We start from the raw sequence: 18663 nt of genomic DNA, 5'->3' as shown, positions 1-18663 counted from the left end.
GCGGGTGCACGATTTCAGGCGGCGACTTTGACCTGCTGGCGGGCGTGTTGATCTTCAAAAGTAACAGGGCTGACGTAGCCCAGCGCTGAGTGTAGTCGACGAGCGTTGTAGACATGGTCGATAAAGCGGGGAAGATCTGCAGCGACATCGCTGAACGTCTCGTACGCCATGGGGTAGACGGCCTCGACCTTGAGCGTCTTCATAAAGCTTTCTGCTTTGGCATTGTCATAAGGATTACCGCGGCGGCTCATGGAGCCGACGAGCTTGTGATCTGACAGAACTTTGCGATACGCGGCACTTGCGTATTGCGACCCGCGATCGCTGTGGTGCACACATCCTGCCGTTGGACGTCGTGCCTGGATGGCTGCATTCAAGGCAGCGATAGCTAGGCGAGCGTCGATGGAGCGGCTGATTGCGTAGCCGACGACACGCCGAGACCAGGCATCCAGGATCACCGCAACATACACAAAACCGCCGATGATGGCGATGTATGTAATATCGGCAACCCAGAGCTGATCAGGGCTGCTCGTGTCGATCCCAGGCGCCAGGTTCGGGTGGATCGGCTGCTCGTGGTCGCTGTCGGTTGTGGCGACATATCGCCGGCGGCGTTTGGGCTGCAGGTCATGCTCGCGCATCAGGCGACGCACCTTCTTGCTGTTCACCACCAGCCCCTGGTGACGCAGTTCCGCGCAGATCCGGCGGTAGCCATACGCCTCGAACTCCTCGCCGATCGCCCGGATCCGGCTGATAATCTCATCATCCTGCCGAGGAGCGACAACCGTGTCGTGGTAAGTCGAACGAGCTATGCCCATCAGCCGGCATCCCTGGGTAATGCTGAGACCACCGGGCCGGTGATGACGGACATAGAAACGTTTCTGCTCGATCGTCCGTGCTTGAGAGCCCCCTTTAGATACTCGAGTTCGAGTGCCTGTCGTCCAACGAGCCGCTCAAGCGCTGCGATCTTCGCCTCGTATCCAGACAATAGATCCGCTGCCTCCGCCTCATCGTCGAACGCGCCGGCCTCTGCCTTGGCGATCCAGATGCGGATCAGGTTCCGACTGATGTCGTGCCGCCTGGCAAGCGCGTGCAGCGTCTCTCCTGCGGTGTATTCAGCGACAAGCTGGCGCTTGAACTCGATACTGTGGACGCGATGCTTGGCCATGACCTTACTCCTGTAAAGCCCTCCAGCAGGGGGTCAACCAGATCGCCCCATCCTGTCCACCCGCAGGGGCGCACTCCAGATGGGGGTCAATTTTCAATGCTGTTTGACAGCTTGAAGGGCATCCCAGCCATTTACCAGCTCACGAAAGTCGCGTCAGCCGGATGGTCCATGCACCAACGCCGGCAAGATTACCAACTGTCAGATTGGTGTGTTTGCAGCCTACGTGTCGCGGCACGGACATGCCTTCATCGACCGGGCCCTGTATCTACCCAAGGCCTGGACCGGTGACGCTGCGCGGATGACGGCGGCACATGTGCCCGATGGAACAGCCTTCGCAACCAAGCCTTGTCTTGCTATCCGGCGCTGTTTGGTTGCGGAACATTGTTGGGATCCGGTAGGGTTGGCGATCCAGGACTAGGCCTACAGGTTTAACCGCCTTGCCGCTGTAACCGGACACAGGAGACGCATGCCGCAGATCCATCCGCAAGCCCGTACCACACCCACCACCCGCATCGAGATCGCCCGATCCACGGAGCCGAGTAGCACTGTAGCCAGGCGCTACGGCATCAGCGCCGAAACGGTATGCAAGTGGCGCAAGCGAGGTGCCGCTGACTGCCTCGATCACTCAGCGCGCCCGCACCGACTTCCCTGGAAGGCGACTGATGAAGAGCGTGCGATCGTCTGCACCATGCGACGTGAAACTGACTTTCCTCTGGATGATCTGACTTTCGTCGTCTGCCACTTCCTGCTACACCTCAAACGCGACAGTATCTGGCGTATTCTCAAGGCAGCTGGCCTCAATCGCAGACCTTTAAACCCTCATCCGAGCAGCCCACCAAAGGCCAGGGAACGTTCCGCGAATACGACCTCGGCTGCGTGCATATCGACATCAAGCAACTGCCAAAGCTGCAAAACGGCCAATGGCGAAAGGCGCAAACGGTTTCTCTACGTGGCCATCGACCGATGCTCACGCTCGGTCCACCTTGCCGTCAAAGACGACGAAACCGAAAAGAGCGCCATTGCCTTCCTCCGCGAGGCGTCCACTGCCTTTCCATCCCCGCTCACCGACGTGCTGACCGATAACGGCAGCTGCTTCACGCCGGCCTTCGCAAAGGTACGCGCGAGCCTGGGCGCGCACTATCGCCATACCAAGCCGCGAACCCCACAAACAAATGGCATGGTGGAGCGCTTCAACGGCCGCATTAGCAGCGAGGTATTGGGCATCAACATCTATTCGCATCGTGCTCTCGAGCAGGTTCTCCGCGGCTTCAACGTCGCCTACAACGCGCGCAGACAGCGGGTCCTCGCTGCCAGAAAACCAAACCAGGTCGTGCAGGAACAACTGGCTTCTATGTGTTCAACCGATCATCGCGAGGCAAACACCAGAGCAGGTCCATGCGACCTCACCAAGGCTCGACTGATCGTAGAAGCCGCCAAGGAGGTCTCACAACCAGACATACCCAGTCACGATTGGCCTCATGGGTGACCTCGGTTCCGCGCAGCGCCAGGATCTCAAGCAATGCTGAGTCAGCCGGTAGCGCCGCCGGCAGAACACCACGAAGGCGACGATGTCGCTGGACAGAGAGGTCTGTTTGAGAACCCGGTGCTGCGCTCGTTGAACTGCCGCCCACAGGTCCAGTAGCGGACAGCCGATAGCCGCCCGCCATCACCTCCGGCCTCCCTGTAACGGCAGCAAACCCGAGGCACGCGCGGCTTATCCCGATAACCCGCCCGTTGCCATGACTGGCGATGCTACGTCAACCATCCAGCGGCTACCAGATCCGTCATTGGCTCAAAGGCTGACAGAACCATGCCGAGGAAGTAAGGATCCACGGTGTCAGAGCTCGACGCTGCTGGGCAGGATGACGAGGTCGCGCACTGTAATACCCTTTGTGCGCGTCAGCATGAACACCACCGCCTCGGCGACCTCGCTGGGCTGCATCAGGCTGCCATTCGCGAGCGCCTCCTCCATCTTCGCCTTCGGCCAGTCCGCGAGTAACGCGGTGACCACGGGACCCGGCAGCACCGCACCCATCCGCACGCCGTGCGGCGCGAGCTGACGGCGCGTCGCGTGCACGAAGCCCTGCACAGCGTATTTCGATGCGACGTAGATCGGCTCCCAGACCACCGGCACGACACCGGCGATGGAAGACGTGAAAATGATGTCGCCGGAGCCTTGCGCGATCATATGCGGCACCACCGCATGGACCGACCGAAAAGAAGCGGCAACGTTAAGACTGAGAAGGCGATCCCAAGCATCCGGATCGCCGTCGGCGATGGCACCACCAATATAGGTGCCCGCGTTTGCATGAAAGATGTCAAGGCCGCCTGCAAGATCGAGGATGCGCGGCAGGATGCTGGACACGTCTGCGGGGTTGAGCAGGTCGACGGTGAGTGGCATCGCTCCTGCGCCGAGCTCCGTGCAGAGCTCGCGGAGCCTGTCCGCCGCCCGGTCAATCATCACCACGCGACAACCCTCGGCGAGGAGATGGCGGGTGCATTCGAGGCCGATGCCGGACGCGGCACCGGTGATGGCGGCCACCTTGCCGCTGATCGAGGAAGCCATGATGAACCCTTCGTAATGCGTCAGGCGCGGCCGTGTGAGGCGCGCGAGCGGCGGGCGAGTGAGTCGACGATCACCGCGACCGCGAGCACGGCGCCGGTGATCATGTAGCGCAGGCTCGATGAAAGATTGAGGAGCGTGAGGCCGTTGGAGATCGCCTGGATTACAATGACACCCAGGAGGGCGGAATAGGCGCTGCCGCGGCCGCCGAACAGACTGGTACCTCCGATCACGGCAGCCGCGATAGCGTTGAGATTGACGTCGCCGGTGCCCGCTTGGCGGCTGGCCGAGGCAAGGCGACCGGCGACCAGGATGCCGCCCCCTGCCGCGAACGCGCTGCACAGCATGAAAGCTGAGCGATAGATGTTGCGAACGTTGATGCCGGCGCGACGCGCCGCCTCGCGGTTACCACCAATTGCGAACATTGAGCGGCCCCATTTCGTGCGGCGCAGAGCGTATTCGGTCGCCATCACGAGCAATGCGAACAGCACGAAGATCGCGGGCACGCCGCGCCCGAGGCTGAGATAGAAGATGGCAAGCAGCAGCAGGATTGTGGTGGCGGCGGCCTTAAGCGACAGGATGCGGAGCGGCTTAGCCGACAGATTCGCGGCCACGCGATGCCCGCGCTCGGCAAGCCCGGTGGCTAGCATCGCAGCACCGGGCACCAGTGCCAGCACGACCGACAACCATGTCGGCAGGATCAGGGTTTGCCCAAAACGCACAATCGGTGAGCCGTACGGCAGGTTGATCGAGCCGGTGTCACCCAGCAAGTAGAGCTGCAGGCCGAGCAGCGCCAGAAGCCCCGCCAGCGTCGCCACGAAGCTCGGCATGCCGAACCGATTGTAGAGCTCGGCATAGACGAGGCCGATCACCGCTCCGGCGACCAGTGCGGCCACGATCGCGGCCCAGACAGGCCAACCGGAGCTGACCCAGAACACGCCGAGCATTGCCGAGGACAACCCGCTCATCGAGCCAATCGACAGGTCGATCTCGCCCAGCAGCAGCACGAACACGACGCCAAGCGAGATCAGCCCAACGGAGGAGCAGTCGAACAGCAGGTTCACGAGGTTGTTGGGGGCGACAAAGATCGGGTTTAGGCTGGTGAACACGATGGTAATGACGATCAGGCCGACGATCACCGGCAACATGCCGAGATCGCCCGAGCGGACGCGGTCGAGGAAGGCACGGAGCTCGCCGCGCAGGCCTTCATCGTGACGGACGCGCTCGTCGCCGCGATCCAGTGACGGCACGGGTGCGGAGACGGTCATGCTGCACCTCTTTCGTTGACGTTGGTCGCTTCGAGGTCACGCGATGCGGCGCGGCGCGACACGGAGTTGTCGGTGGCGCCGGTGATCGCGGCGATCAGTTCGTGGTTACCGGTCTCGGCGGTGAACACGCCGTTGTTGCGGCCCAGCCGCAATACGACAATGCGGTCGGCCACCGCACGCACGTCTTCCATGTTGTGGCTGATGACGATCACGCCGAGGCCGCGGTCGCGCACGCGCTCAATGAGGTTTAGCACCTCCGCCGTCTGCGCCACGCCGAGCGCTGCGGTCGGCTCGTCAAGCATGATTATCTTGGGGTCCAGCAGCAGCGAACGGGCGATCGCGACGGTCTGGCGCTGGCCGCCCGACAGCGAGGCGATCGGCTCGCGCACCGACGGAATGCGCGCTGCGAGCTCGCGCAATAGCGTCCAGGCGCGCACCTCCATTTCCACCTCATCGAGCCGCCACGGGTTCCTCTCCTGGCCAAGGAAGAGATTGGCGACCACGTCCAGGTTCTCGCAGAGGGCGAGATCCTGGAACACGGTTGCGATCCCGAGACTGAGCGCGCTTGAGGGCCCGTCGAGCGTGACGGGCTCGCCGAGGAAGCTGATCTCGCCCTCGGTCTGCTGATGCACGCCGGCGAGCACCTTGATCAGCGTCGACTTGCCGGCGCCGTTGTCGCCCACCAGCGCCACGACCTCGCCCGCATGCACGTCGAGATCGATGTCAGTGAGTGCGGAGACCGCGCCGAACTTCTTGGTAATGCCTCGAAGGCTAAGAATAGGCGCGCCGCGCGGTGGCGTGACGGAAGCGGTCATCGTCATGGCGTGTCTCCGACCTAGACCGTTCAGATGCCGAGCGCGTGGCAGGGCGCGGCGTAGTCGCCCGTGCAGACCTGTGCCGGCGTCTGCAGGTGCGTGTCGAAGATCACCGACTTGATGTTTTTCGCGGTCACGAGGGCAGGCGTGAATAACTCGGTCGGCGTGTCGAACAGCGTGGTCGAGGCGGCGGGCTTCTGTCCGTCCAGCAATGCCACCGCAACTTTTGCCGCCGCCGCCGCGACCGTCTCGGATGGTTTCGAAATTGTGTTGTACTGGTCGCCGGCGATGATGAGCTGCAGGCCCGCAATCGTGGCGTCGTTGCCGGTCACTGGGGGCACCGGGTTCACGCCGGCCGCCTTGAAGGCCGCGATGACGCCACCCGCCGTGCCGTCATTGGCCGCGACGACGCCGACGATCTTGTCGCCGAAACGCGTGACCTGCCCGCTCGCCCATTCCTGCGCCTTGGGGGGCGCCCAGTCCGGCGTGTCGTATTCCGCGAGCGTCTTGTAGCCGCTGCTAGCCAGGCCTTCGTGAATGCCATCCCGGATAAGGCCGGCAGCGGCGTCGGTCGGCGAGCCGTTCACCTCGAGCACGCCACCCTTCGACGTCGAGGCATCATGTGCCTTGAGGTCGGCCACGAGCGACTGCGCGATCATGCGTCCGATCCCCTTGTTGTCGAAGGAGACGTAAAAGTCGGCCGGCATCTTCGGGATTGGCCGGTCGTAGGCGATCACCTTGACTCCCTGTCCATGCGCAATCTGCACGAGAGAGGCCGCGGCCGCGCTGTCGACGGGATCAAGCACAACCACCTTGGCGCCCTGCGCGATCACCGAGTTGAATTGCTGCTGCTGGAGCGAGGCGTCCGCATTCGCATTCTGGTAGACGACGTGGCAGCCCGGGCAAAGCTTTGCCATCGCCGACTTGAAACCCGGAAAATCATGTTGCTCGTATCGGGTCGAAGCCTGATCGGGCATCAGGAACGCCACCGTTCCCGACGTCGCAGAAAACGCTGGCGGACTGGTCAGTCCGATAACGCTCACTGTTGCTGCAAGCAGCGTGAAATTCCGCATCATTCGCATTCCCTCCGTTTATGTGGTAGGGAACCGATCGCCGCGAGGCGAGGCCGTCACGGCGCAAGATGCGCGCCGATATCCTGCTGACCCGACGAGGCCCCGTCTTCGCAGGGCTGGTCACCGGACAATATCCTCCCTCATGCGAACGAGTCCCGCACGTATCAACGACGCCCACGCGCTCAATCGATTGAGCATCGTTGCGATAGTCGGCGCTAAGTGTCAACACACATCGATGAACAATCGTCGCCTGAGCCGCCGCCTAACCATCTACGACCTCGCGGACGTCGTGGGCACCTCGCCTACGGCGGTGAGCGCGGTGTTAAACGGAACGTGGCGGAAGCGGCGGATCAGCGAGGCGTTGGCCGACCGGATCCGGTCGGCAGCCGATGCACAAGGTTACGCCATCAATTTGCCGGCAAGCGCATTGCGTCGTGAAACATCGCGCATTATTGGGATGATCGTACCGAAATATGATAACCGCTACTTTGGCGCAATCGCTGAACGCTTTGAAAGCATGGCGCGAGAGCGTGACCTCTTTCCGATCATCACCTGCACGTTGCGCGATCCGAAGCTTGAGGAAGAGGCGGCGCGTGCGATGATATCGCACCAAGTCACCTGCATCGTTGCCACCGGCGCAACTAACCCCGATCGTATCGCTGATCTTTGCGCGCCCGCGGGCGTGCGGACGATTAACCTTGACCTTCCCGGCCACAAGGCACCGTCCGTGATCTCGGACAATTACACCGGCGCACGCAACCTCACTGCCTGCATTCTAAAGCGTATCGAAAAGCGTCGTGATGATGGCGCCTCGCTCCTGTTCATCGGCGGCCGTGCGCACGACCACAATACGCTCGAGCGGCTGCGCGGATTTCATGCCGCGCATGCAGAGGTCGGCATGGCTGTCTCCGGCGATCATGTTCTGCCGTGCGGGTATGCCGCCGAGAAGGCGGAGAAAGCGCTTGACGCGTTTGTCGCCGCCGGCAACCTGCTCCCGGCTGGGCTCTTCGTCAATTCAACCATCACATTCGAAGGCGTGGTCAGCTGGCTTCGAGCGCGCAAGTGGAGCAGGTCGACTGCACCAAGCATTGGTTGCTTTGACTACGATGCCTTCGCGGCGTGCATCGAGGGAACAGTGGGAATGGTGCGTCAGGATGTGCCGAAGCTCGTCGACGCTGTCTTCCGTCTATTCGACGAAGAGATAAGAGAGGATGCTCGCTGGATCGAAGTTCCTCCGATTTTGATAGAAAGTGGGCTTCGAAAGCGAGGACGGTCTAGCAGCCCGTCGGATTGGGGTACACGGCTTTGCTGATCCTGGTAGCGTTGGTGCATGGACCGACGGTTGGCAAGATATCTCTACCCAGTGCGGAGGATCAGGTCTGACGGGCTTGGCGGTTCGGATCAAGCGATTGAGGGCGCTGATGGCGATGGCAACTTCGCTCTGCTAGCCACCAAATGATCTGGCCCTCAGCTTCGGACCGATACCGCGCTTGTAGCGACCGATCGCGGCTTCCACGAGGCTGCGTCGGCCATAGCCGGTGTCCTTCTGCCAAGCCATGCGGCCCGATTCAGCAATGTCTTGGACATGACGGTCCCGGGTCGTCGACGTGTTGGTGTCGTGAGTGCTGGCCATGGAAGACGCACGCGGCGGGATGACGATGGCCAGCGGCGGATCGCGCTGGCGCAGGAACGTTGCCTTGTAGACGGACGCACCGTCATAGGCGCCGTCCGCAATCGCGTTGGCGATCGGTCCCTCCACCGTCGCGAGCTGGCTCGGTACCGCGGTTATATCGCCAACATCGGGATCGGTCAGGACATGCGCCAGGATTTCGCTGGTCTCGGCATCGCAGCCCGAGTTATCTCGCAGAGATCGAGTCAGGTAAGACGCCGGGCAGCGCAACTGGCTTGAGCCGGATTGCGAAGGTGCTGCAAGTGCCGATGGAGCAACTAGTTCCGTCCGCTTACTCAGTAAACGGTAAGTAGGAACACATCTTTTTTGGCTCTGGTGTTGCGTTAGCCTGAGGCTGTGAAACGAGACGGACGCATGCTTGATCATTGAACGCTTGAGACCATACGGCTGATGGCTGTTGAGAGAGTACGTTACTGCGAAACGCCATCTTCAGTTATCGCGTCCTTTGGCTTCAGCCGCACGGCGATCTATCGGTGGATCCCAGCGGCCAGCAAGTCGGGTTCAGGATTGAAGGCGCTTGGGTCTAAGCCTGCACCGGGCCGTCCACGTCGTCTGAGCCGAGCGCAGGAAAGGAAGGTCTTTCGCGGTTCTGTCGCAAATTTTCGGAGTGGTCGATTTTTCCTGAAGGAAGTGGATTGATCTAGCTGGCCAGGGAGTAGAACTGCTGTACGGGACGCAACTCTCTTGTCTTGCGCAACCGTCCTGTGCGGATCATCTGCATGATCTCGATGTGGTGATGGTGACCGCTGCGGACCAGAACGACTTGAACCCCAGCATCGGTCGGGCCACTCGTTTGACCGCCCGGTGATCCTGCTCGACGATATTGTTGAGACATTTGACCTGTCTGGTCTCGGTCTTCGCGTCATGTTCGACAATGTAACTCTCGCTCGCGGTTGCATTTGCGCCGCTCTTGTCGATGGTGATCATTTCGGGAACGCCGTAATGTCCGGCTGTCTTGCACAGGAAGCGCAACGCGGTCTGGCCGTAAGCAGAAAGTCCGCGGTGGCACCGGCCTTGTCGACCGCCTGATAGAGAGACTTCCACGCACCCTTGATCCGCATGTAGGTCTTGTCCAGCCTCCAGCTGCCACTCACCGGACGCTTGCGCGACACAAAAACCTCCTCCAGCAGCGGCCCGTTGCGCACGATCCAGCGGTTCAAAGTGGATTGGTCGACCTCAACGCCCCGCTCACCCAGCATTTCCTCGAGCTGGCGGTAGCTGATCGAATACGCCAAATACCGCCGCATACCCCAAAGGATAATGTCCCGCTCGGAGTGGCTGCCCTTAAAGTCAATCGCCCTCGTCTCGTCCCAAAACTGCGCCCTTTCCCAGCATATAGCAGGCGGCCGAGACACAGACTTACGACAGAAACCCCAAACTTTGGATGATCAACGATCTTATCAGAAGACTCGATGCGCCGCATGCGTCGGGAGCGCTGACCGCGGAACCGTCTGTAAAGACGGGGGACCGGCCGACCCCCCGGGCTATTGGACAGCTCAGCCTTTGCCGGTTTCACCGGTGGATAGATCGTAGATCATCTGCACCTCATAAGCGCGATATGGCGTGCCGTCCGCTTGCAGCACTTCGTGCTGCCAGATCGGCGGTAGTTCGAGCGCATAGGGTGCCACCGGCGTCGCCCCGCTCGGCAGCACCGTCGCCTGCCACGCGGTACCGCCATACGCCGAGGCATCGACGTAGGGATGCTGCGCTGAATCCCATGGCAAATTGGTCTGCGTCTTGCCGACTACAAAACCCCAGTTGATCGCGGCTACGCTGTGCTTCCTGGCCACTGGAAGTGTCGTGTCGAATAGGCAACTGATGTTGCGGGCCATGGGCATTGTCACGTTAACTGGTGGAGTTTGGAAGTAGGCTTGGACCAGTTGGGTTGGCACGATTACCCGGTGCTTTGGGCACATGTTTCCTGTGTCCATATTTTGAAAGCTTTGGCACGCACCGCACGATATCGGCTAGCCGTCATCAGGTGGCGTCGCGGTCGGAAGTGCCCGGAGATGAAGGCGTGAGCGGAGAGGAAACGCTGTGCCTGCCGCATCGACTTGAAGCGCTGCATGTGCCGCTCTCGCCGCCGGGTTGGACGGTGAGAGTTTTCGGCCCGGTTGTTCAGGTAACGGCTTTCGCGGTGCTCGGCATCGGGCAGCAGCTCGCGTCTCGCCACCCCGTAGCTCTTCTCTCGGCAGAAGCGGTGGGCGGCATCGTGGTTTTTGAAAACTGCGCATACATCGGATCCTGCCCTTGGTGCCGCGATGGTCCTGCTCGAGGCGGTTGTTCAGGTATGCGCTGGTGCGGTGGCGGCCCGCCTTGCCCAGCACGGTGCGGATTACCCTCGGGTAGGAGCCGTGGCCGTCCGTCGTCACCCGGTCAGGCCGGAAGCCCGTGACCGCCCGCGCCGAGCGGAAGAACGCTTTGGCGGCCTTCATGTCCCGGTGCTCGCTGAGCATGGCGTCGATCAGGTTCCCATCCCGGTCGATCGCCCGATGCAGGTAGGTCCAGCGGCCGCGGACCTTCAGGTAGGTCTCGTCCACATACCAGCTCACGCCGGATTGCCGTCCGGTGCCGCGGCGGGGTTTGCGCAGCTCCTTGCCAATGACCGGCAGCAGCGTTGCCTTTCAGTCACGCACGGCTTCGTAGCTGACCTCGATGCCACGCAGCGCCATGATCTCGCTCAGGTCGCGCAGCGTCAGCCGGTAGTGGAGCCGGCAGAACACCACGAAGGCGATAATGTCGCTGGGCAGTCAGGTCCGGGTCAGCACGCCACCGCTGCGCTCGTTGAACTGCCGCCCGCAGGTTCGGGACCGGAACCGCCGCTATCCGCGTGTTGTCATCTCCGGCCGTTCCGTCACTGCCGCAGCCCCACAGCACACGCAGTTCATCCCGATATCCTCCCAGTGCTACGGCTTGCGACGCTACGGCAGGCTTCAAGCGGCCACTAGACCGCCCCTGGCGCGAGGGCTGACAGAACCCTTCACTCGGCTCCGCCTCGCGCCGCCGGAAACCAGTTGCCGTGGAACCCCGGCGGTATGCGATGCGGCATCCGGACCATGGCGACAGGTGACGCCTCGAAACGCTGCGCGTCGAGGATCGTGAAATCAGTGGTATCCTCCGCCGTGTTGATGACGAGGCCGAGCAGCCAGCCCTCGTCCTCGGCCGCCCCATCGCGCCCCGGCACGAACACGAACTCGCCCGGCACGCGATCGTCGCCGAACTCGTGCACGGAGCGGCTGCCAGCATCGAGATCGTGCTTATACAGCCGGGTGGCACCGGTAAGTTGCGGGTTGCCGTCGGGCGGAACCGGCACCGTATAGACGTAGCGATGGCGTTGGCCGAAGCGCCGCTCGTCGATGCGCGGGAACTCTTGCGGCGTGGGATCGAGCACCCGGCGGCCGACGCGGCGGCTCAACGGCTCGATCGTCCAGCGCTCGAACCGGCCCAGCGCGTCGAGGCTGCTCCCGTCCGAGGCGAACATGGACGGATAGGCGATGACATCGACCACCACCCGACCATCTTCGTCGTCGAAGGCGTTGGCGACGTGGAACACGAAGCACGGCTCGACCTCGCACCAGATTACGCTCGCGGCCTCGCCCTGCCGCGGCAGCAGGCCCACGCGGGCGCGGTGCGACGGGTTCCAGCGGAACGGGAACTCGTGGCCTGCGAGCACGGCACGCATCGAGAAGGTGACCGGGAGATCGAGCACCACGGCGAATCGTGCGGTGAAGGCGCAGTCGTGGATACAGGGCCCGTGTGACACCGCGACCGGCACGTCGCGAACCACTCTGCCCGCATTCGAGACCACCACGTGACGGACCGCATCCCAGATGTTGCCGTCATAGGCAATCGCATGATGCTCGCCGGTGAGCGGATCGCGGTGCGGATGTCCGCTGAACGAGCCGCAGAGCGTGCCGTCGAACGGGTTATAGCGCTGCTCCTCAAGGTCCACTGATACTTCGACCGGATAACTGCCCGCTTCCACCACGGCGAAGGCGCGGCCGCCGATGTCGACGATGTTGGTGTTTACGGTGTCGTTGTGCCCCCTGCGGGGGCCCGGTGCCGCGGTCCGGCCGAGCGCTGCGGCGGCCAGACGGGATTGGATCCAGCGGTTGCGGTACCACAGCACCCTGCCCTGCGCGATGGCGATGCCATGCACCATGCCGTCGCCGAGGAACCAGTGGCGGCCGACCGGGTCGGGATCGACCGGGTTCGCGCCCATCTTGAGATAGCGTCCGTCAAGCTCCCGGGGAATCGCTCCGGTCACCGCCAGAGTCTCTATCGTCAGCTCCGAGCGCATCGGCGCGTGGATGCCGACCAGGAACGGGCGGTCGGTCCTGGGCAGCCGCTTCCGGTTGAAGGCCGCCACCAGCTGGACGCTATTCTCCACCACCCTACGCAAGACCGACCAGACCGGGGTGGGCATAGCTCGCGGGCTCGGGGGGCGTCGTGTCACGGCGGCTCCTGGGTGCGGACCTGTTGCCGGCCATCGCCGGCGGCCTGTCAGAATGCGCGCTATTAGGATAGAGGGCCACCCGCAGGAGCGTTGGTGCACGGACCGGCGGTTGGCAGAATATCCCTACCCAGTGCGGAGGATCAGGTCTGACGGACCGAGATGGGCTTGGCGGTTTGGATCATGCGATTAAGGGCGCTGACGGCGATGGCAATTTCGCCCTGCTGGCCACCAGTTGATCTGGCCCTCAGCTTCAGACCGATACCGTGCTTGTAGCGACCGATCGCGGTCTCCACAAGGCCGCGTCGGCCATAGCCGGTGTTCTTCTGCCAGGCCATGCGGCCCATCTCGGCGAGCTCTTGCCGTAGAACTAGTCAAAGCCAAAAACACTGGCTGCCGCAGCCACCTGAAGTCAGCTATGGTGCTCGGCGGGTGGATACTCTCAATGAGGGCGCTTGAGCAATGGACTACATGCTCAAGCGCTGGCCTGCGTCCACCAGGTTTCTCGACGACGGCAGGATCTGCCTGACCAACAACGCGGCCGAACGCGCACTTCGTGACATCGATTTCGGACGAAAGTATTAAATGTTTGCCGGATCCGATCGTGGTGGCGAGCGCGCGGCTGACGTCTACACGCTCATCATCACCGCCAAGCTGAACGGCGTCGATCCACGCGCCAGGCTCGCCGACGTCCTGCGTCGTATTGCCGATCAATCCGATCGCAGGCTCAGGGATCTATTGCCCCTGAATTGGTCAAAACCAAAACGTTGGCTGCCGCAGTCGCCTGAAGCGCGCCGTGGTCCTCGCCGGCTTGCGATTACCCGCAACTAGCTGACTCTTTTATGTGTATCCTAGCGAAACTATTGAATCGTATGAACCGGTTATGATTCATTCATCGGTAACGTGATGTGTTCGTAAGGTGAGAGATGCAGGCCGAAATCGAAAAACCGCTGCCTCGAGGTGACCACTGGTCGCGCAACGAGGTCGATGAGACAGCGTTCAAAGATGCCCGTTTCGGCGCTTTGCTTTGCCGCCTAGGCGACAGAGTGGGAGGTACAATCCCTTGGCCTTTCAGGACTGGGTGAACATGACGATCGCGAATGGTCTGTATGTGGGCGTCAGTGTTGACGATCGAAGATGCTCTCGGTGGGACGACGATGTCGGGTAGTGGGTTGAACTGGCGTGCGGCAGCAGCATCATAGACGGACGCGCTGTCATAGGCGCCATCGGCGATCAGGCTGGCGATCTGCCCCTCCACGGTCGCCAGATGACCCGCTAGTTTCGTGATGTCGCCGGTATCCTTGTCGGTCAGGCGGTGTGCCACGATCTCACCGGTCTGTGCATCGACGGCCAAGTGCAGCCTGCGCCATTGCCTGGGTATGCGGCCATGCTTCTCGGCACCCCACTCGCCTTGCCCGAAGACCTGCAGGCCCGTGCTGTCCAGCACGACATGAACGGGCTAGTCATGCCGGGCGACACGCGGTTGACGCCCCGCAAAGGCGCGCCCACGTCGGCTCAAGGTCGAATGGTCAGGCACGCAAAGATCCAGCCCGAGCAGGCGCAGGACCGAGCCACCGAAACCTTCGACTTGGCGTAGAGCCAGATGAGAGACCAGGCGCAGAGTCAGCACCAATTCAATCGCCACCTCGGCGTGAACTGGTTAACCACCTCGTGTCGTCCGACGCGGGGCGTGCTATCCGGCTAGGGCCGCCTCATCCAGGCATAACGTCAGATCGCCACGCCGCCGCACACCAGCCTCATAGACCGGCCAGTTCGTTACCCGGCGACGGGCCTTTGAGATGTGGTGGCGGCGCGACGCGTTGTGTTTGAAGGGCATCTCATATCTTTATTATACCACAAAAACCGCGTCAGCCGACCGCTCCATGCACCAACGCCCCGCACACCCCAAAGGATAATGTCCCGCTCGGAGTGGCTGCCCTTAAAGTCAATCGCCCTCGTCTCGTCCCAAAACTGCGCCCTTTCCCAGCATATAGCAGGCGGCCGAGACACAGACTTACGACAGAAACCCCAAACTTTGGATGATCAACGATCTTATCAGAAGACTCGACGCGCCGCATGCGTCGGGAGCGCTGACCGCGGAACCGTCTGTAAAGACGGGGGACCGGCCGACCCCCCGGGCTATTCGACAGCTCAGCCTTTGCCGGTTTCACCGGTGGATAGATCGTAGATCATCTGCACCTCATAAGCGCGATATGGCGTGCCGTCCGCTTGCAGCACTTCGTGCTGCCAGATCGGCGGTAGTTCGAGCGCATAGGGTGCCACCGGCGTCGCCCCGCTCGGCAGCACCGTCGCCTGCCACGCGGTACCGCCATACGCCGAGGCATCGACGTAGGGATGCTGCGCTGAATCCCATGGCAAATTGGTCTGCGTCTTGCCGACTACAAAACCCCAGTTGATCGCGGCTACGCTGTGCTTCCTGGCCACTGGAAGTGTCGTGTCGAATAGGCAACCGATGTTGCGGGCCATGTATTCGGTGCAAAGCACCGGGCGGCCGTACTGCTTCATCCAGGTGATCGCCTGGCTAAATACTTCGACGGTGCCATAATTGTGGAAGGTGTTGATATCGTTGTTGGCCATAATGACCGCCTGCACGGCGTTGAAGTTGCTAGGTGTCGACCAGTCGCCCTTCCACAGGCACGAGGTCAGCGGTTGCGACGGCTCAACGGCCCGGGCCCAGGCATAAACCTGGGGCAGCAGTGACGCCACCAGCGCCTGCTTATTGGTTGGATCGTTGCTGCCGGTGTTGTCCGCTTCGTTCCAGAGGTCCCAGAACAAGACGCGCGGGTCATTGGCGAACGCGCTCACCACCCCCTGCACGTAGGCTTTCAGGCGCGGATACTGGCTCGGACGCGACAGTGCGACCGCACCCGGCGACTGCACCCACTGCGAATTATGGATTCCGGGTAGCGGCGCCGGCTGAGTTCCCAGAACATACAGGCCACGCCAGCAACTATCGAAGAGCACGAAGAAAGTACTAATGTTGTGGCTGGCGGCTATCGTAAGAAAATGGCGCATCCGTAGCAGCAGGCCGTCCGGATCCTCAGCATACAGTGCGTCATGCAGGAACACGCGAACTGTGTTCATGCCGATTGTCTGTGCCCAACCAAGCTCGCGATCGATTGTCACTGGATCAAACGTGGCCGCCTGCCACATCTCTAGTTGGTTGACGGCGGTGGAGGTCACGTAAACAGGCCCGACCCGCCAGGGTTGTTGCTTGTGCCATGCCTTTGCTCGTGCGGCGCTCCACCGGCCGGCGACTGTGCTACTCGAATCTGTCGACAGAACGGCTTCGTCGACGTCCTGCGCCAGCACATTTTTGATGCGGCCGGCAACTAGCCCGGCCGCTGTCAAAGCCATCACTGACCGTCTGTTAAATAGAGCCATGAGTTTCCTTCCCCTGCAGTTACAGTCTTGAGCTGCACTAGCGCGTCTCTGCACGCTGAAGGCACTTCATCTGATTTGTCTGATAAAAGCAAGGCCAATTACGAAGCAAATAGGTCGTCGATTCGAGTAGCGCTGGACGGTGGTGCTTGGATCGGGACGGCGTGTCCTCAGATAGTTCTATTGCAAATTCGATGTGTTTAAGAACAACAGGAACCCTGTGTTTCCTACCCTGCGAGGGAGTAGAACCGCTGTGCTGGACGCAGTTAGCCCGTCGGGCGCAACTGGCCCTAGCGGATCATGTGCATGATCTCGATGCCGGCGATGGTAATCGCGGACCAGAAGTTCTTGAAGCCGAGCATCGGCCTGCTCTTTCGTTTTACCGCCCGATGGTTCTGCTCGACGATGTTGTTGATGTATTTGATCTGGCTGATCTCGATCTCGGCGTCATGCTCTGTGTTGTAGCCGTCGATTGCCGCCGTGTTGGCGCCGCTCTTGTCGATAGTGATGTTCTGGGGAACACCATGCTGGCCGGCGGCCCTGCACAGGAAGCGCAGCGCAGCGCCGCCTTGCGGTCGCGCCGAGCGGTCAGCAGGAGGTCCGCCGTGACGCCGGCCTTGTCGACCGCACAATACAGATACTTCCACACCTGCTCTATCCGTATGTAAGTCTCATCCATCCGCCGGCTACCGTCAATCGGGCGCTTGCGCGCTACGAACGCCCTACCAGCAACGGCATATACTTGAGCACCCAGCGATGCAGCATCGTATGGTCAACCTCCACACCACGCTCGCTCATCATCTCCTCGACCTGGCGATAGCTCAACGAGTACGTCACATACCAGCGCACGCCCCACGGGATGATGTCACGCTCAAAGTGACTGCCTTTGAACTCGATCGACATCGTCCAACCCCAAACCATCGCCCACAGAGATCCATCTAATGTCAGCCGGAACCGCGCAATAGAACCAGGCTTTCAGAGGTGCCCTGGTTATCGTCGGCGCGGCGATCCCTGGGCGGAGGCATGCTTTTTCCGACCAACTTCTCACTTCTGTCGTCAGCGTCTCAGGCACCTGGTATTGTCAGACAAGAAACATGTTTCTAGGCTGACCACCGTCACGTGACGATGCGTGCACGAACGGGCCACGAGAGTCCGTCCAGGGAGGTCATCATGTCTCGACAGGACAACCAACTTTCGAACCGTCGCGCACGTCGTGCCGGAAGCGTAGCGCTTGCCGTGACGGCTGCCATTTTTGCCGCGCCGATGGCCATGGCCGACGACGCGCCGGGAAGTGCCGTCGTGCAGAACCAGTCGAGTGCGAGCTGCACCAACGCCAGCCCCAGCCATGCGACGCTGAAGGGCATGGTCGTCGGGTTCTCGCAGTCGGAGAACGAACAGAACCCGTTCCGTGCAGCGGAAACCGCTTCGGTGAAAGCCGCCGCAAAGCAGGCTGGTGTCGCGCGGCTGCTCTACACCAACGCCAACGACAGCCAGGCCAAGCAGGTCGCGGACGTCCAGAGCATGATCTCCCAGGGTGCCAAGGCGATCATCGTGGCGCCGCTGAACGCTACCGGACTGCAGCCCGCCCTCGAGCAGGCGGCCGAAAAGAACATCCCGGTGGTGACGATCGATCGCGCCACCGCGGGTACGCCGTGCCGCGACTTCATCACCTTCCTCGGCTCCGATTTCACCGTGCAGGGCCAGCGCTCCGCCGATGCGATGAACGTGGCGACCGGCGGCAAGGCCAAGATCGTCGAGATCCAGGGTGCCTATGGCAACTCCGTCGAGACCCAGCGCACCCAGGGCTTCGCCGACCAGCTCAAGAAATACCCGGGCATGGTCCTGGTCGCGGCGCAGACCGGCAACTGGTCGGCGACCGACGCGCAGAAGGTCATGGAGCAGCTCCTGCTCGCTCATCCCGACATCGACGCGCTCTATTCGCACGCCGACGTCATGACGCTGGGCGCCATGCGGGCGATCCAGCAGGCCGGCAAGAAGCCGGGAACGGACGTCCGGATCGTGTCGATCGACGGCACCAGGTCGCTGGTGCAGGCGATCGCCGGCGGCAGCGCGCAGGCGGATGTCGAGACCAATCCGCGGTTCGGACCGCAGGCGTTCGGTACGCTGAAGGCCTGGTTCAACGGCGACAAGGTGGCCCAGGCGATCACCATGAAGGACACGCTCTACACCAAGGACAACGCATCCGCGGCCCTGTCGAGCGGCTCGACCTACTGAGA

At 61.9% G+C, this 18663-nt stretch carries 14 protein-coding genes and 9 pseudogenes; 6 read left to right on the top strand and 17 right to left on the bottom strand.

Going from position 1 to position 18663, the window contains the following annotated elements; translation table 11 throughout:
* Positions 1 to 14 precede the first annotated feature (14 nt).
* Positions 15 to 812 carry an IS3 family transposase gene (locus HN018_RS26240; protein WP_239479430.1) on the bottom strand — a complete coding sequence of 266 codons (798 nt, stop codon included), beginning with the start codon at positions 810 to 812 and terminating at the stop codon, positions 15 to 17.
* Complete coding sequence (locus tag HN018_RS26235) at positions 812 to 1162, bottom strand: transposase (protein WP_171837926.1); 351 nt, start codon at positions 1160 to 1162, stop codon at positions 812 to 814. The genes HN018_RS26240 and HN018_RS26235 overlap by 1 nt, the downstream gene beginning before the upstream one ends.
* Before the next feature lie 175 nt (positions 1163 to 1337).
* Here HN018_RS26235 and HN018_RS26230 point away from each other — a divergent pair.
* Together HN018_RS26230 and HN018_RS26225 are read left to right on the top strand one after the other, a co-directional pair.
* Positions 1338 to 1520, top strand: a pseudogene (locus tag HN018_RS26230) (transposase); the annotation flags it as partial.
* Positions 1521 to 1628: 108 nt separating this feature from the next.
* Positions 1629 to 2648 (top strand): annotated as a pseudogene (locus HN018_RS26225) (DDE-type integrase/transposase/recombinase).
* Between the two features lie 351 nt (positions 2649 to 2999).
* Here the strand turns inward: HN018_RS26225 and HN018_RS26220 are convergent.
* From HN018_RS26220 to HN018_RS26205, 4 genes are read right to left on the bottom strand one after another with little or no spacing between them, the layout of a single operon-like run.
* Positions 3000 to 3728, bottom strand: coding sequence for an SDR family oxidoreductase (locus tag HN018_RS26220; protein ID WP_171837662.1), 729 nt, complete (start codon positions 3726 to 3728; stop codon positions 3000 to 3002).
* A gap of 20 nt (positions 3729 to 3748) precedes the next feature.
* The gene (locus HN018_RS26215; RefSeq protein WP_172443589.1) at positions 3749 to 4993 is read right to left on the bottom strand and encodes a sugar ABC transporter permease; all 1245 of its coding nucleotides are present in this window, start codon (positions 4991 to 4993) and stop codon (positions 3749 to 3751) included.
* Positions 4990 to 5814, bottom strand: coding sequence for an ATP-binding cassette domain-containing protein (locus HN018_RS26210; protein ID WP_171837530.1), 825 nt, complete (start codon positions 5812 to 5814; stop codon positions 4990 to 4992). The genes HN018_RS26215 and HN018_RS26210 overlap by 4 nt, the downstream gene beginning before the upstream one ends.
* 23 nt (positions 5815 to 5837) lie before the next feature.
* The gene (locus tag HN018_RS26205) at positions 5838 to 6881 is read right to left on the bottom strand and encodes an ABC transporter substrate-binding protein (RefSeq protein WP_172443599.1); all 1044 of its coding nucleotides are present in this window, start codon (positions 6879 to 6881) and stop codon (positions 5838 to 5840) included.
* Between the two features lie 235 nt (positions 6882 to 7116).
* Between HN018_RS26205 and HN018_RS26200 the strand changes: the two genes are divergently transcribed.
* The gene (locus HN018_RS26200) at positions 7117 to 8193 is read left to right on the top strand and encodes a substrate-binding domain-containing protein (RefSeq protein ID WP_171835199.1); all 1077 of its coding nucleotides are present in this window, start codon (positions 7117 to 7119) and stop codon (positions 8191 to 8193) included.
* Between the two features lie 132 nt (positions 8194 to 8325).
* On the opposite strand, the gene HN018_RS26195 is transcribed toward HN018_RS26200, so the two are convergent.
* The gene (locus tag HN018_RS26195) at positions 8326 to 8937 is read right to left on the bottom strand and encodes a transposase (protein WP_171835200.1); all 612 of its coding nucleotides are present in this window, start codon (positions 8935 to 8937) and stop codon (positions 8326 to 8328) included.
* Between HN018_RS26195 and HN018_RS28930 the strand changes: the two are divergent.
* Positions 8926 to 9156 (top strand): annotated as a pseudogene (locus tag HN018_RS28930) (hypothetical protein); the annotation flags it as partial. The gene HN018_RS26195 and the pseudogene HN018_RS28930 overlap by 12 nt on opposite strands.
* 55 nt (positions 9157 to 9211) lie before the next feature.
* Here HN018_RS28930 and HN018_RS26190 read toward each other — a convergent pair.
* The 6 genes and pseudogenes from HN018_RS26190 to HN018_RS26170 all read right to left on the bottom strand — a co-directional run.
* Positions 9212 to 9818: pseudogene (locus tag HN018_RS26190) on the bottom strand (IS6 family transposase).
* Between the two features lie 249 nt (positions 9819 to 10067).
* Entirely contained in the window at positions 10068 to 10403 is a 336-nt protein-coding gene (locus HN018_RS26185) for a hypothetical protein (RefSeq protein ID WP_172443588.1), read from the bottom strand.
* A 62-nt stretch (positions 10404 to 10465) separates the two neighbouring features.
* Positions 10466 to 10753, bottom strand: a pseudogene (locus HN018_RS28925) (DDE-type integrase/transposase/recombinase); the annotation flags it as partial.
* 223 nt (positions 10754 to 10976) lie between these two features.
* Positions 10977 to 11111: pseudogene (locus HN018_RS28920) on the bottom strand (DDE-type integrase/transposase/recombinase); the annotation flags it as partial.
* Positions 11112 to 11551: 440 nt separating this feature from the next.
* Positions 11552 to 12997, bottom strand: a complete 1446-nt coding sequence (locus tag HN018_RS26175; RefSeq protein WP_275434473.1) for an 8'-apo-carotenoid 13,14-cleaving dioxygenase — start codon at positions 12995 to 12997, stop codon at positions 11552 to 11554.
* A 170-nt stretch (positions 12998 to 13167) separates the two neighbouring features.
* Positions 13168 to 13368, bottom strand: a pseudogene (locus tag HN018_RS26170) (IS5/IS1182 family transposase); the annotation flags it as partial.
* A 115-nt stretch (positions 13369 to 13483) separates the two neighbouring features.
* On the opposite strand from HN018_RS26170, the pseudogene HN018_RS26165 reads away from it, so the two are divergent.
* A pseudogene (locus HN018_RS26165) lies at positions 13484 to 13855 on the top strand (IS66 family transposase); the annotation flags it as partial.
* Positions 13856 to 13916: 61 nt separating this feature from the next.
* On the opposite strand, the gene HN018_RS26160 reads toward HN018_RS26165, so the two are convergent.
* From HN018_RS26160 to HN018_RS26145, 4 genes and pseudogenes are all read right to left on the bottom strand, one after another.
* Positions 13917 to 14471, bottom strand: a complete 555-nt coding sequence (locus HN018_RS26160; RefSeq protein ID WP_171835204.1) for a transposase — start codon at positions 14469 to 14471, stop codon at positions 13917 to 13919.
* Positions 14472 to 14483: 12 nt separating this feature from the next.
* The gene (locus HN018_RS29630; RefSeq protein WP_408886857.1) at positions 14484 to 14669 is read right to left on the bottom strand and encodes a transposase; all 186 of its coding nucleotides are present in this window, start codon (positions 14667 to 14669) and stop codon (positions 14484 to 14486) included.
* 506 nt (positions 14670 to 15175) lie between these two features.
* Entirely contained in the window at positions 15176 to 16429 is a 1254-nt protein-coding gene (locus HN018_RS26150; protein ID WP_239479471.1) for a cellulase family glycosylhydrolase, read from the bottom strand.
* Positions 16430 to 16653: 224 nt separating this feature from the next.
* Positions 16654 to 17329: pseudogene (locus HN018_RS26145) on the bottom strand (IS6 family transposase).
* 360 nt (positions 17330 to 17689) lie between these two features.
* Here HN018_RS26145 and HN018_RS26140 point away from each other — a divergent pair.
* Positions 17690 to 18661, top strand: a complete 972-nt coding sequence (locus HN018_RS26140) for an ABC transporter substrate-binding protein (RefSeq protein ID WP_172443598.1) — start codon at positions 17690 to 17692, stop codon at positions 18659 to 18661.
* Positions 18662 to 18663: the final 2 nt, after the last annotated feature.

It is taken from the genome of Lichenicola cladoniae, assembly GCF_013201075.1.
GTDB classification, from domain to species: Bacteria; Pseudomonadota; Alphaproteobacteria; order Acetobacterales; family Acetobacteraceae; genus Lichenicola; species Lichenicola cladoniae.
Note: the sequence above shows the minus strand (reverse complement) of the source record. Positions and strands in the feature narration are given on the sequence as shown.

Bases quoted from the DNA above. Each gene is read 5' to 3' on its own strand.
- HN018_RS26175 (WP_275434473.1), bottom strand. From the start codon at position 12,997: ATGCCCACCCCGGTCTGGTCGGTCTTGCGTAGGGTGGTGGAGAATAGC.
- HN018_RS26150 (WP_239479471.1), bottom strand. From the start codon at position 16,429: ATGGCTCTATTTAACAGACGGTCAGTGATGGCTTTGACAGCGGCCGGG.
- HN018_RS26235 (WP_171837926.1), bottom strand. From the start codon at position 1,162: ATGGCCAAGCATCGCGTCCACAGTATCGAGTTCAAGCGCCAGCTTGTC.
- HN018_RS26200 (WP_171835199.1), top strand. From the start codon at position 7,117: ATGAACAATCGTCGCCTGAGCCGCCGCCTAACCATCTACGACCTCGCG.
- HN018_RS26195 (WP_171835200.1), bottom strand. From the start codon at position 8,937: ATGATCAAGCATGCGTCCGTCTCGTTTCACAGCCTCAGGCTAACGCAA.
- HN018_RS26140 (WP_172443598.1), top strand. From the start codon at position 17,690: ATGGCCATGGCCGACGACGCGCCGGGAAGTGCCGTCGTGCAGAACCAG.
- HN018_RS26220 (WP_171837662.1), bottom strand. From the start codon at position 3,728: ATGGCTTCCTCGATCAGCGGCAAGGTGGCCGCCATCACCGGTGCCGCG.
- HN018_RS26210 (WP_171837530.1), bottom strand. From the start codon at position 5,814: ATGACGATGACCGCTTCCGTCACGCCACCGCGCGGCGCGCCTATTCTT.
- HN018_RS26185 (WP_172443588.1), bottom strand. From the start codon at position 10,403: ATGGCCCGCAACATCAGTTGCCTATTCGACACGACACTTCCAGTGGCC.
- HN018_RS26215 (WP_172443589.1), bottom strand. From the start codon at position 4,993: ATGACCGTCTCCGCACCCGTGCCGTCACTGGATCGCGGCGACGAGCGC.
- HN018_RS26205 (WP_172443599.1), bottom strand. From the start codon at position 6,881: ATGCGGAATTTCACGCTGCTTGCAGCAACAGTGAGCGTTATCGGACTG.
- HN018_RS26240 (WP_239479430.1), bottom strand. From the start codon at position 812: ATGGGCATAGCTCGTTCGACTTACCACGACACGGTTGTCGCTCCTCGG.